The sequence below is a fragment of the Lentzea sp. DG1S-22 genome (assembly GCF_036321065.1).
GTDB classification, from domain to species: Bacteria; Actinomycetota; Actinomycetes; order Mycobacteriales; family Pseudonocardiaceae; genus Lentzea; species Lentzea jiangxiensis.
Genome location: NZ_CP143276.1, coordinates 5620658 through 5632630, shown reverse-complemented (window position 1 = coordinate 5632630; position 11973 = coordinate 5620658). Strand labels below are relative to the sequence as shown.

Here is an 11973-nt window from a genome sequence, read left to right as displayed (position 1 = left end):
AACGGTCCAGAGGTCCCAGTTGCGAATCGGAGTCAAGCCGAGTGCCCGCGATCGCCCGCGATCAGTCAAACTGTTCTTCACCACGACCCCCTACGCTCATGGAACACCATGAGCAAAGCCGCCGCTGACCAGGTCGTAGACCTACCTGCGCTGCTGCTCGCCGCAACGAGGAGGTGTCCTTCCATGCGCAACCGTGACTTCTGAACTCCACCTCTCCTCGACTGGACTTCAATCATGCATCCGGATCATCCTGGTACCTCTGAGACGGATATCGCTATTGGTGACCGTTCTGTTTCAGATTGCCACCGCCTTCGAGTCGTTGCGACCTCTGGCGCGCCTCAAGGCGAAGGTGGCGTGCGTCGCCAGCAGCAGTCCGACACCGCCCGCTCCCGCGATCGTGGCCGTCACCGATCCGATCGAATGGGCCACCACGCCGGCCAGTGCCATTCCTCCGCCCTGGCTCGAACGCAGCGCCGCGCGACCGATGCCATAAGCGCGTCCCCGGTACTGATCGGGTAGCAGCCTCATCCACGCCGCACGAGCGGGCGTGTGATAAGCCCCGCCTATACCGGCGATCACCAGCAAAACGATCGTCCAGGTCAGGTTCGGGTGGAAAGCGAACATGATCAACGGCCCCAGCGACAGGATCGCCAGCGGGCCGATCAGCCGTTCCCGCTTCGCCGGATCGCGCACCAGGCGGAACAGCAGCGCCACTCCCAGGACGTTCGCCGCGGGTTCGATCGCGAGGATCAGGCCGACCGCCCAGACGGCGTTCAGGCTCGCCGCCAGCGGCACCGCCAGCCCCTCGGGCACCATCGCGAGGCCCGCGAGGAGGCGGACGCCCAGCAGCGTCCTCAGCCGCGGTTCGGCCACCATCAGCGTCAGCACGCCGCGTGGTTCTTCGTCGTCCTTCTTCTTGCGGCCCAGCGGGTCCGCCGCCGGACGGTGCTTCACCGACGTCTGCACCAGGATCGCCAGGGCGGCGAACGTGGCCGCGTTGATCGCGAGTGCGAGGCCCGGGCTCGTGTGGGCCACGAGGAAGCCCGCGGCGGCGAGGCCCGCCATCTGGGCGATGTCGACGGACGTGCCGAAGAGGGCCACGCCGTCGTCGTAGCGCTTCGGCGGGAGGACGTGGGGCAAGCTCGCCTCCTGCGCCGCCAGGTACGGCGAGGAGATCGCCAGCACCACGACGAGCAGCACGATCATGGCCCACAGGGGCATGCCGGGAATGGCCATCACGGCCATCAGCACGGCCTGCAACCACGCCGTCGTCACCATTACCGTGCGTCGCGGGAAGCGGTCGGCGACCCATCCCAGCAAGGGCCCGGAAATCAGCGGCGGGAAGAGCGTCAGCGACCACGTGAGAGCGGTCCACGCTGCGGATTGTGTCCGCTCGAATACGAGCAGTGACAAAGCCACCGCGGCGAGTTGGTCACCGGCGGTCGAGGCGGTCGAGCCGATCCACATGGCGCGGAACTCGCGCAAACCGAGGAGCTCGCGGAGGGCGCCGCGGGTCGTCATGCGCGACCTCGCGGGTCCGCCGCCCGCGCGCGGCGAATCGGCTCGTCCCGATTCGTCCTGCGCCGAGTCACGTCGCCCCCGCCGGTGGTAATCAATTTCTATCGACAATCACGGTAGAAGCTGCCTGACCGTTCAACGTCTGTCCTACCACAGTGTGTACCTAAACGGAGCAGGCCGGTTACCTAAAGTAGTTACAATAACAAAACGTAGGGCTGATCTTCTTCACAGTTGACCTCGGGTTCGCCTGATTGGACCCCAAATGGTCACGTTGTGTGTCAGCTGGTGCCAAACGGGTGTCCACGGCTCGACCAACCGGTGCAACACCGCTCCGACTCCTGCCCGGCAGACCCCGTTAATGGCGAACGAGACGACGGTACCCGCGCCCGGGAGTGGCGCGTAATAGGCCACGCCGTTTGTCATGCGAACGGATGCGCAGTTCTGGCAAGTGTGGAAAGTCGACTTTCCCGCCCGCGAACCTGAACCGGTTTCGCGGGCAGGAAAACGATCACTAACGTCGGCGAAACGAGGCGCTTAGCGTCACGAACTAGCCGATTACGTCAGGACGTTCAGCCCTTCGCGGCGACCCGGCGGCGGCGAGCGACCTCGGCCAGCACGACCCCCGCGGCGACGGAGGCGTTGAGCGACTCGACGCCCGTGGCCATCGGGATCGACACGGTCTGGTCGCACGTCTCCTTGACCAGGCGGCCGAGACCGCGGCCCTCGGAGCCCACCACGACGACGAGCGGGCTCGTCGCGAGGTCGAGGCCGTCGACGTCCACGTCACCGTCGGCGTCGAGACCCACGATCATCAGACCGGCCTCGGCCCAGTCACGCAGCGTGCGCGTCAGGTTCGTGGCCATCGCGATCGGCAGCTTCGCCGCGGTGCCCGCGCTGGTGCGCCAGGCGACCGCCGTCATCGACGCGCTGCGCCGCTGCGGCAGCACGACGCCCTGGGCGCCGAACGCGGCGGCGGAGCGCACGACAGCGCCGAGGTTGCGCGGGTCCGTCACGCCGTCCAGCGCCACGAGCAGCGGCGGCGTGGACGAGCGCTGGGCGAGCTCGAGGAGCTCGTCCGGGGTCGCGTACTCGAACGGCGGCACCTGCAGGCCGAGGCCCTGGTGCATCGCGCCACCGGTGATGCGGTCGAGCTCACCGCGGGCGACCTCCAGCACGGAGATGCCGCGGTCGGCGGCGAGGCGCACGGCCTCCTGCACGCGGTCGTCCGCGTCGATGCCCAGCGCCACGTACAGCGCCGTCGCCGGCGTGCCCGCGCGCAGGCACTCGACGACGGGGTTGCGGCCCGCGACGGTCTCGGCCTGGGCCTTCTCCGTCTTCTGGCGCCGCTGGCTCTTCACGGCCTCGGTCTTCGCCGCCACCTTGGCCCGCTTGTACGCGGGGTGGTTCGGGCGTTCCGACGCCTTGGGCGTCGGACCCTTGCCCTGCAGGCCCTTGGACTTCTGCCCGCCGGAACCGACGACCGCGCCCTTCTTGGAGCCCGGATTGCGCATCGCGCCCTTGCGCTTGGAGTTGCCAGCCACGGAAGTCAGTCGTCCTTCAAAGTCCACTGCGGACCGCCGGGGGTGTCCTCGACGGCGATGCCCGCGTCGTGCAACTGGTCCCTCAACGCGTCGGAGCGCGCGAAGTCCCTGCTCTTGCGGGCTTCCTGGCGTTCGGCGAGCAGCCGATCCACCAGCGTGGTCAACGCCTGCCGCATGCCGAGGTCGGCAGGCGACGCGTCGTTCCACTTCGGCGACAACGGGTCGACGCCGAGGATGTCAGCCATCCGGCGCACGCACTCGGCCGCGGAACGGGCCGTGTCGTCGTCGCCGTCGGCGAGCGCCGTGTTGCCCTGGCGCACCTTGTTGTGCAGGGCGGCCACGGCCTGGGGCGTGTTCAGGTCGTTGTCCATCGCGACCACGAAGTCCGGGCACATGTCGCCGCGCAGCTCGACGGGGCCGAGGCGCTCGACGGCACGGCGCAGGAAGGACTCGACACGGCCGTACGCCGTGACCGCCTCCTGCAACGCGTCCTCGGAGTACTCGATGTGCGACCGGTAGTGCGGCGCCACCAGGTAGTACCGCAGCTCCTGCGCGCGCACCTTGTCGAGCATCGCGGGGATGGACACGGTGTTGCCGAGCGACTTCGCCATCTTCTCGCCCGACAGCGTCACCCAGTAGTTGTGCATCCAGTAGTTCGCGAAGCCGTCACCGGCCGCGCGCGACTGCGCCTGCTCGTTCTCGTGGTGCGGGAAGATCAGGTCGAGACCGCCGCCGTGGATGTCGAACGTGCTGCCCAGGTACGTCGTGGCCATCGCCGAGCACTCGAGGTGCCAGCCGGGCCTGCCTTCGCCCCACGGGGTCGGCCAGGACGGCTCGCCGGGTTTCGCGGCCTTCCACAGCGTGAAGTCGCGCGGGTCGCGCTTGCCGCGCACCGCCGCCTCGCCCTGTTCGACGGAGTCGAGCCGCTGCCCGGACAGGGCGCCGTACTCGGGGAACGAGCGCACGTCGAAGTAGACGTCGCCGTCGACGTCGTACGCGTGGCCCTTGTCGATCAGGCGCTGCATGAGCTCGACCATCTGGGTGACGTGGCCGGTCGCGCGCGGCGCGTACGACGGCGGCAAGCAGCCCAGCGCGTCGTACGCGTCCTCGAACGCACGCTCGTGCGTGTACGCCCACTCCCACCACGGCCGGCCGTGGTCGGCGGCCTTGGCGAGGATCTTGTCGTCGATGTCGGTGACGTTGCGGACCAGCGTGACCTCGGCGCCGTCACGGGCGAGCCAGCGGCGCAGGACGTCGAAGTTCAGGCCGCTGCGGACGTGGCCGATGTGCGGCACGCCCTGCACGGTCGCCCCACACACGTAGATCGACGCCGTTCCGTTGACCTGCGGGTGGAACTCCCGCATGGACCGGCTCGCGGTGTCGTAGATGTGGAGGCTCACACGGGAATGGTACGGGCCACATCCACAAGTGCGTCCGGGCGGTCACTCGTCGGAACCGGGTTGACGAGCCGGAAGGAGCAACCGACGGCCTCGGCTCCCCCGTCCGCCTCCTGGCTGTCGCCGACCATCACGGCGTCGCGGGGATCGACACCGAGCCGTTCGCACGCGGTCGTGAAGATCTTCGGGTCCGGCTTGATGACGCCTTCCTCGTACGAGAGCACGAACTCGTCCACGAGGTGGGTGAGGCCGTGGTGCTCGAAGACCGCGCGGATGTCCCACCCGATGTTGCTGACGACCGCGACGGGCACGTCCCGCAGGTGCTCCAGCGCCGCCCTGGTGTCCGGGTACGGCACCCACGAGGCGGGGTGCAGCAGCTGGTCGTACAACGCCTCGGCGTCCGGCACGAGCGAGTCGTTCAGGACGCGCACGTGCACCCAGCGGTGCACGTCCGGGTCGAGGTCGCGGCGGTACCAGGCGTCGGCCAGCTCGGGGTCCACGCCGTCGGCGATGCCGACCGGGGCGGTGAGGGCACGCATCAGGTCGCCGTTGGACTCGAGCTCGGGGTGCTCGAGCCGGAACAGCGTGCCGGAGAAGTCGAAGAGCGCGGCGCGGATCGTCACGCCCCCGACTCTACGTGCCGGACGGCTAGGTGGTCTGGACCTTTATGAGCTCGGTCCTGAACGCCGAGTCGTCGTAGGACAGGACCAGCTGCAGGTCGCCCGCTCGGCGTTCGCTGGCGGCGATGAACTCCTCGACGAACCGCTCGATCTGCCGCAACGGCTCGTCGGCGAGGTGCGCCGCGGTCCGGTAGAGCGCGGTGAAGCGGTCCGGCGTCGTCGTGCCGCGCAGGTCGGCGGACCAGTCGAGCAGCTTCTCGTACGCCTCGACGAACAGGTTCGCGAGGTGGCGGATCTTGTCGCTGTCCCCCGGCTTGCCCGCCGGGCCGAAGGCCCACTGCTGCCGGCCGGGCGAGAGGAGGTCCGCGATGCCGTTGAGGACGCCGTCGAACGTGCGGGACTTCGCCGTGAGGTTGTCCAGCGCGTCGGTGTCCGTCGTGATCTCGCGTCCGGGCGCCGCGTACCCCATCTCGTGGTTGATCTGCTTGTCCTTGAGCTTGCGCATGTGCAGCGCCACGGTGTCCGCGAACAGCTGGTACTCCCAGCCGGCCGCCGGAGCGCCGACGGCCGCGCCGACCTTCCGCGCGATCATCTCGGCCAGCTCGCGCGGGGTGCGGTCGCGCAGGTCGAGGTAGCCGGTGCCGACGCGCAGCGCGGGGATCTCGGTGTCGTCGAACCGGACCGGCAGCACGTACTCGGTGTCGGAGACGAGCGCGCGGTCGAACGCCGCCTGCCGCTCGTGCTTCGTCCACATCTTCCTGGCGTACGCCTCCGAAATGAACATCACGCAGAAGCGCGAGTCGTGGCGGTAGATCCGGTCGAGGTGCTCGACCAGGTTCTTGCCCCAGAGGTCGGCTTGCTCGTCGGTGTCGTAGAAGCGGGACACGCCCAGTTCCGTGAGGTGGCGTGCCACCTCGTCGACGTAGGGGCGGTCTTCACCGGCGAAGGAGAGGCACACGTCGTACTTGGGCACGACGCGCATGGTAGTGGCGGGAACCACACCGCCGGCGGGGGAGTTGTCCCGGTATGAGCCTGGGGTTCCTGTTCGCGATGTCGCTGCCCGCGTTGGTGGCGGCGCTGTTCGTGCTCGCCGTCGTGGAGCGGTTCGTGCGCAGGAAGAAGAAGGGCACGCCGATGGCCACCGCGGGCATCGGCGAGCTGGGGGCGACGTTCGAGACGGGCAAGCGCGACGAGCTCGAGTACCGCAAGGAGGAGCGGCAGCTGCGCGACGAGGAGGGCGACGCCGCACCGCCGCGGAGCCGGGTGGACCTCGACGGCGGCACCGCGGTGCTGAACGTGCCCGCTCAGCGGCGGCCCGGCTAGGCGGTGGGGATCAGCAGCGCGGTCGCGATGGCCGCGATGCCCTCGCCGCGACCGGTCAGGCCGAGGCCGTCCGTGGTCGTGCCGGCGACGGAGACCGGGCCGCCGACGGCCGCGGAAAGCGCTTCCTGCGCCTCGTCGCGGCGCTTGCCGATGCGCGGCTCGTTGCCGATGACCTGCACTGTGGCATTTCCCACACGGTATCCGGCCTCTTCGACGAGGCGGCGCACCTCCGTGAGCAGCACCACGCCGTGCGCGCCCGACCAGCGCGGGTCCGACGTGCCGAAGACGGCGCCCAGGTCACCGAGGCCCGCCGCGGAGAGCAGCGCGTCGCACAGCGCGTGCGAGGCCACGTCGCCGTCGGAGTGGCCCGCGCACCCGTCTACGCCCTCCCACAGCAGGCCGGCGACCCAGCACTCACGACCTGCCTCGACCGGGTGGACGTCGACGCCCTGGCCGATCCTCACTCCTGACCTCCGCTGAACAGTGCTTCCGCGACCGCGAGGTCGAACGGGGTGGTGATCTTCATGGCGTGGGCGTGTCCGGGAACCGTGTGGACCGCGACACCGTTCTTCTCCACGAGAGCAGCGTCATCAGTCGCGGCGATACCGGAGCTGTAGGCGGCTCTGAGAGTCTCGGCGCGGAAACCCTGCGGGGTCTGCACGACCCGCAGTGCCGCTCGATCAGGTGTGGAGACGACCACTCCGACCTCGTCCACCTGCTTGATCGTGTCGGCGACCGGCAACACCGGGATGACGGCATCGTGCCCGTCGCGCACCGCGGCCACGACACCGGCGATGACCTCGGGAGGGGTGAAGGCACGAGCAGCGTCGTGGACCAGCACGATCGACGTGTCCGGAATCACGCGGAGCGCGTGGTCGAGGGCGAGCCGCACGGAGTCGGTGCGCTCGGCACCCCCGGAAAGCACGTGCACCGCCCCGCCGGCCGGGGCCAGCGAGGCGGTTGCGGAGTGCACTTGGTCCACATCGGACGGTGGCGCGGCGATGACGACGTGCTGCACCTGGCCTGACTCGAACAGGCCGAGAACGGCACGGGTCAACAGCGGTACCCCGTTGACCGGCACGAGCGCCTTGGGCATCCCGTAGCCCAGGCGCTCACCCCGCCCTGCCGCGGGCACGAGCGCGACAACACTCATGTTCGCGACTGAATCCGATGCTCTTCAGGTGTTTCGGTGAAAACTACGAGGCCGTGGCGAGAACTTCGTCGAGGAGGACCTCGGCCTTGTCCTCGTCGGTGCCCTCGGCCAGCGCCAGCTCGCTGACCAGTATCTGCCGCGCCTTCGCCAGCATCCGCTTCTCGCCGGCGGAAAGCCCGCGATCCTTCTCGCGCCGCCAGAGGTCGCGCACCACTTCCGCAACCTTGTTCACGTCGCCGGAGGCGAGCTTCTCAAGGTTGGCCTTGTACCGCCGAGACCAGTTGGTCGGCTCCTCCGTGTGGGGAGCGCGCAAGACCTCGAAAACCCGGTCGAGCCCTTCCTGGCCGACAACGTCGCGCACGCCTACGATTTCGGCGTTGTCAGCGGGAACCCGAACGGTGAGATCGCCCTGCGCAACCTTGAGAACGAGGTACTTCTTCTCCTCGCCCTTGATCACGCGGGTCTCGATCGCTTCGATGAGAGCGGCACCGTGGTGCGGGTAGACGACGGTCTCTCCGACCTTGAAAACCATGTGTCCTCTGCCCCTTTCGATGCCTCCATCCTAACACGCCCGGCAACCCTCCGATTGCTGCTCGATGATCCGTTAGTGCTGGTCAGGGCCATGCGGGGGGTTGACAAAACACCTGTTCGCGTGCAAGGTACGTCTCACCGAAGATCGACTGGCAGCCCAACGCGTCCTCGATTCGGGTCCCGGTTAGGCTCCTTGCCTGGTGGTTGTTCCCTAGGAAGGACGCTGGAGCCGTGAACTCAGGAGTGTCTCGCCGGTTTATCGTGACGGCAGCGCTGGCCGCTGGCCTCGGCCTGGTGGCGGTCGGCTGCAGCGCCGGTCAGGTCACCCAGACCGACACCCAGGTCGCCGCCGTCGACGGTGCGAGCGGCAACGCGGGGCCCATCGCGGTCCGCAACGCCATGCTCGCCTTCCCGGCGGAGGGCAACCGGTACCACGAGGGCGAGGACGTCCCGCTGACGTTCGTCATCGCGAACACGGGCACCGACCCGGACAAGCTGCTGTCGATCAAGTCCGAGGCCTCCGGGTCCGAGCTCGAGGTCGCCGGCTCGAAGGACATCCCGGCCGGCTACGCGCTGCGGGCCGAGTACGACGCCTCGAAGGCGCCGGTGAAGACCTCCGCGCCCTCGTCCTCCGCCTCCGCCTCGTCGAGCGCGCCTTCGTCCTCGAACGCGCCGTCGTCGTCCGTCTCGCCGACCTCGGGCGCCCCGTCGTCCTCGTCGGTCGCGCCCACGTCGGGCTCGGTGCCGTCGTCGAGCGCCGCGTCGTCCTCCGGCCGCCCGTCCGGCTCGTCGGTCGCCCCGACCTCGGCGTCGGCCGCGAAGGACCAGGAGCTCGAGGTCCTGCAGATCCGCTGCACCCTGAAGAAGCTGAACCGCGACGTGGTGGCCGCTCAGACGGTCAAGGTCACGTTCCTCTTCGAGAAGGCCGGCTCCCTGACGCTGGAGGTGCCGGTGGCGCCGTCCGACCACAAGCGCGTCAGCGAGGGCCACGAGGCCGGCGGCCACTGAGCTGTCTGCCGCTGCTCTGCAGCGGCGACGAGTTCGCCCCTTGACGCGAACTCGCGAAATGCGCGAAACGCCGCTCCTCCCGCGATCGTGGGAGGAGCGGCGTTTTCGTGTGCGTGCCGGGTCTAGCGGGCCTGCAGCATCGGGCGGAACCTGTCGCGGTACGCCCACGCCAGGCCGATCTCGGCGGCGACGACGAGCACCGCCAGCACCATGCCGCTCGGCTCCAGGAAGACGTGGAACAGGAAGATGTTCACGACCACCGGGGCCAGCAGTGCGAGCGCCAGCGGCACGAACCGGCCGACTACGAGCAGGACGCCGGCGAGCAGCTGGACACCGGACGTCAGCTGCAGCATGTAGCCGGTCGCGTGGAGGGCCGCGCTGAACGCCACGCCCTCCGCGGCCATCGAGGCGGGGTCCGGGGCGGGCATGAACGCCAGGAAGCCGTTCAGGCCGGTCGTGGCGAACAGCAGGCCGGTCAGCACGCGGGTGACGACGGTGGCGTAGCGGCCGAGGGCGAACTTGCGGGTCTGGGTCGCGGTGGCGGTGGTCACTGTGTCCTCCAGGCTGTCGTGTCCTTCCACTGATGCGTCGAACGGGCGGCCCACCGGATCGACACACCCGGCCGAAAATCTTCGAAGTTTTTCGCCGTGCGCCCTGACCTGCGGCGATCGGGAGTGTCAGACCCGTGCTCTAACGTTCGTCCCGTGGCGAAGACAGCGCGGCCGATCTTCCGTTGTGCCGAGTGCGGGCACGAGGTGGCGAAGTGGTTCGGCCGCTGCCCCGAGTGCCAGGCGTGGGGCAGCATCGAGGAACGGGGCACCGCGTCGGTGACGCGTGTCGTGGCGGGCGCGCCGACGTCGAAGGCCAGGCCGATCGGCGAGGTCGACATCGAGTCGGCCCGGGCGCTCTCCACGGGCGTCAGCGAGTTCGACAGGGTGCTGGGCGGCGGCCTGGTGCCGGGCGCCGTCGTGCTGCTGGCGGGCGAGCCCGGCGTGGGCAAGTCGACGCTGCTGCTCGAAACCGCGCACCGCTGGGCCGAGTCGCACGGCCGCTGCCTCTACGTCACGGGCGAGGAGTCCGCGGGCCAGGTGAGGCTGCGCGCCGAACGCACCGGCAACCTGCACGCCGAGATGTACCTGGCGGCCGAGAGCGAGCTGAGCGCGTTGCTCGGCCAGGTCGACGAGGTGAAGCCGTCGATGCTGATCGTCGACTCCGTGCAGACCATGTCGACGGTGAGCGTCGAGGGCGTGCCCGGCGGCGTCACGCAGGTGCGCACCGTCGCTTCGGGACTGATCGCGATGGCCAAGGAACGAGGCCTCCCGGTCGTACTGGTCGGACACGTCACGAAGGACGGATCCGTTGCGGGACCGAGGGTTCTGGAACACCTCGTCGACGTGGTGCTGCAGTTCGAGGGCGACCGCCACTCCAGCCTCCGCCTCCTGCGGGGCATCAAGAACCGCTACGGCGCCGCCGACGAGGTCGGCTGCTTCGAGCTCCGCGACGACGGCATCGTCGGCGTGCCGGACCCGTCGGGCCTCTTCCTCACGCGCCGCGAGAAGGCCGTCGAGGGCACCTGCGTCACGGTGATCGTCGAGGGCAAGCGCCCCATGCTCGGCGAGGTGCAGGCGTTGGTGGCCAAGACGAACCTCCCGGCCCCCCGCCGCGCGGTGAGCGGCCTCGACTCGGCGCGGATCTCGATGGCACTGGCCGTCCTGGAGAAGCGCGGCAAGGTCAACCTGTTCCAGAAGGACGTCTTCACCGCGACCGTCGGCGGTATGCGCCTGGTCGAACCTGCGGCCGACCTCGCCGTGGTCCTGGCCGTCGCCTCCGCCGAACGCGAGATCGCGCTGCCCGCCGACCTGGTGGTGCTGGGCGAGGTGGGCCTGGCCGGCGAGATCCGGCGCGTCAACGGCGTCGGCAAGCGCCTCCAGGAGGCCGCACGGCTCGGCTTCAAGAAGGCCCTGGTGCCGCCGGACCACGGGCCGCTGCCGGACGGCGTGCGGGCGCTGGTGGCGAACGACCTGGTGTCGGCGCTGGACGTGCTGGGCCTGAACCGGCGGCGCAGCAGTGGCAAGGGTGAGAGCGCGAACGACGACGAGTGAGTCGTGGGGTGCGGCAGCGGTGATCGGCTGACCCGCCGGGCGTCGCGTGCATCCGGCGCCCGCCGGGCGCACGCGGCGAGTGGCCTTGACGACTGAGCGAGGTTGGCGTTGCAGCCGACACGTACCCCGGCCTGAGCTGACGGAGACCGCCTCGCCTTCGGACCGCCTCAGCCGCCCGGCCGACGTGATCGGGACCGGCGGTGTCGCGCCCAGGAGCGTGCGGCCTGTCCGGCATGCGGCCAGGGCAACGTGCCCGCGGCCGCCGCGTGGCGCTGATGCGCCCACCGCAGTCGGCGACGGTACCGGGCGCCCCACGGCGGAATGCGCAGCCATGATCGAATACGCGCGTGTTGGGGAGACACGACAGCGAGATCGGTGAGTTGTTGCGGTTCGCGACGTCCATGATGCCCCGGGAAGTCCGGAGCGCGGACCTGCTCGACTACCTGGACCTCGAAGAGTGGGAGCTGGTCCTCGACCTGCTGGGGGAGTTCGACGGCCACACGTGGCAGACGCCGCGCTACTGGGCCCTGCTCGCCGAGGCGGCCGTCCAGATGGACCAGGACGACGCCTGGTTCCAGTGGCGCTGCGTGGAGTCGATCCAGGGCCTGTTGCGGGTCGAGCTGACGCTCTCGGTCGACGCGGAACCCTTGGAGGCCAGGGAGAGCGCCCGCTGTGGGACGTCACGGGCCGGGAGCAGCGCGTGGCGGCGCTGTGGATCGAGTCCAAGCCCCGGCTGGGCCCTGGGGAACGCGCGACGGCCAGGCTGAGGCCGTTGGTGCC

13 protein-coding genes are annotated in these 11973 nt (G+C 69.6%); 4 read left to right on the top strand and 9 right to left on the bottom strand.

Going from position 1 to position 11973, the window contains the following annotated elements:
* Window positions 1-294 precede the first annotated feature (294 nt).
* From V1227_RS26165 to V1227_RS26145, 5 genes are all read right to left on the bottom strand, one after another.
* A complete protein-coding gene (locus V1227_RS26165; RefSeq protein WP_236220716.1) occupies window positions 295-1521 on the bottom strand; it encodes an MFS transporter in 1227 nt (408 codons plus the stop codon).
* A 566-nt stretch (window positions 1522-2087) separates the two neighbouring features.
* Entirely contained in the window at window positions 2088-3059 is a 972-nt protein-coding gene (gene rlmB / locus V1227_RS26160; protein ID WP_329788112.1) for a 23S rRNA (guanosine(2251)-2'-O)-methyltransferase RlmB, read from the bottom strand.
* 5 nt (window positions 3060-3064) lie between these two features.
* Window positions 3065-4459 (bottom strand): cysteine--tRNA ligase, encoded by a 1395-nt coding sequence (cysS, locus tag V1227_RS26155; RefSeq protein WP_329788111.1) that lies wholly within the window; start codon window positions 4457-4459, stop codon window positions 3065-3067.
* A complete protein-coding gene (locus V1227_RS26150) occupies window positions 4456-5079 on the bottom strand; it encodes an HAD family hydrolase (RefSeq protein ID WP_329788110.1) in 624 nt (207 codons plus the stop codon). Before V1227_RS26150 ends, cysS begins: the two co-directional genes overlap by 4 nt.
* A gap of 25 nt (window positions 5080-5104) precedes the next feature.
* On the bottom strand, window positions 5105-6049 hold the full coding sequence (locus V1227_RS26145; protein ID WP_329788109.1) for a toll/interleukin-1 receptor domain-containing protein: 945 nt from the start codon (window positions 6047-6049) through the stop codon (window positions 5105-5107).
* Window positions 6050-6102: 53 nt separating this feature from the next.
* Here V1227_RS26145 and V1227_RS26140 point away from each other — a divergent pair, with 53 nt between their 5' ends.
* Entirely contained in the window at window positions 6103-6399 is a 297-nt protein-coding gene (locus V1227_RS26140; protein ID WP_329788108.1) for a DUF6191 domain-containing protein, read from the top strand.
* Here V1227_RS26140 and ispF read toward each other — a convergent pair.
* The 3 genes from ispF to V1227_RS26125 are packed head-to-tail and all read right to left on the bottom strand — an operon-like array spanning window position 6396 to window position 8084.
* Window positions 6396-6863 carry a 2-C-methyl-D-erythritol 2,4-cyclodiphosphate synthase gene (gene ispF, locus V1227_RS26135; RefSeq protein ID WP_329788107.1) on the bottom strand — a complete coding sequence of 156 codons (468 nt, stop codon included), beginning with the start codon at window positions 6861-6863 and terminating at the stop codon, window positions 6396-6398. The two genes, V1227_RS26140 and ispF, sit on opposite strands and share 4 nt — an antisense overlap.
* On the bottom strand, window positions 6860-7552 hold the full coding sequence (ispD, locus tag V1227_RS26130) for a 2-C-methyl-D-erythritol 4-phosphate cytidylyltransferase (protein ID WP_329788106.1): 693 nt from the start codon (window positions 7550-7552) through the stop codon (window positions 6860-6862). The genes ispF and ispD overlap by 4 nt, the downstream gene beginning before the upstream one ends.
* 43 nt (window positions 7553-7595) lie before the next feature.
* The gene (locus V1227_RS26125) at window positions 7596-8084 is read right to left on the bottom strand and encodes a CarD family transcriptional regulator (RefSeq protein ID WP_065915127.1); all 489 of its coding nucleotides are present in this window, start codon (window positions 8082-8084) and stop codon (window positions 7596-7598) included.
* A 260-nt stretch (window positions 8085-8344) separates the two neighbouring features.
* Here V1227_RS26125 and V1227_RS26120 point away from each other — a divergent pair, with 260 nt between their 5' ends.
* Window positions 8345-9091 (top strand): hypothetical protein, encoded by a 747-nt coding sequence (locus V1227_RS26120; protein WP_329788105.1) that lies wholly within the window; start codon window positions 8345-8347, stop codon window positions 9089-9091.
* Window positions 9092-9213: 122 nt separating this feature from the next.
* Here the strand turns inward: V1227_RS26120 and V1227_RS26115 are convergent, their stop codons facing one another.
* On the bottom strand, window positions 9214-9642 hold the full coding sequence (locus V1227_RS26115) for a hypothetical protein (RefSeq protein WP_329788104.1): 429 nt from the start codon (window positions 9640-9642) through the stop codon (window positions 9214-9216).
* Between the two features lie 153 nt (window positions 9643-9795).
* Here V1227_RS26115 and radA point away from each other — a divergent pair, with 153 nt between their 5' ends.
* Both radA and V1227_RS26105 read left to right on the top strand, forming a co-directional pair.
* Window positions 9796-11193 (top strand): DNA repair protein RadA, encoded by a 1398-nt coding sequence (gene radA / locus V1227_RS26110; RefSeq protein ID WP_329788103.1) that lies wholly within the window; start codon window positions 9796-9798, stop codon window positions 11191-11193.
* Between the two features lie 347 nt (window positions 11194-11540).
* The gene (locus V1227_RS26105) at window positions 11541-11960 is read left to right on the top strand and encodes a hypothetical protein (protein WP_329788102.1); all 420 of its coding nucleotides are present in this window, start codon (window positions 11541-11543) and stop codon (window positions 11958-11960) included.
* Window positions 11961-11973 lie beyond the last annotated feature (13 nt).

Excerpts from the sequence above, each read along its gene's own strand:
- V1227_RS26140 (WP_329788108.1), top strand. The coding sequence starts at position 6,103 with ATGAGCCTGGGGTTCCTGTTCGCGATGTCGCTGCCCGCGTTGGTGGCG.
- ispD (WP_329788106.1), bottom strand. The coding sequence starts at position 7,552 with ATGAGTGTTGTCGCGCTCGTGCCCGCGGCAGGGCGGGGTGAGCGCCTG.
- V1227_RS26165 (WP_236220716.1), bottom strand. The coding sequence starts at position 1,521 with ATGACGACCCGCGGCGCCCTCCGCGAGCTCCTCGGTTTGCGCGAGTTC.
- V1227_RS26125 (WP_065915127.1), bottom strand. The coding sequence starts at position 8,084 with ATGGTTTTCAAGGTCGGAGAGACCGTCGTCTACCCGCACCACGGTGCC.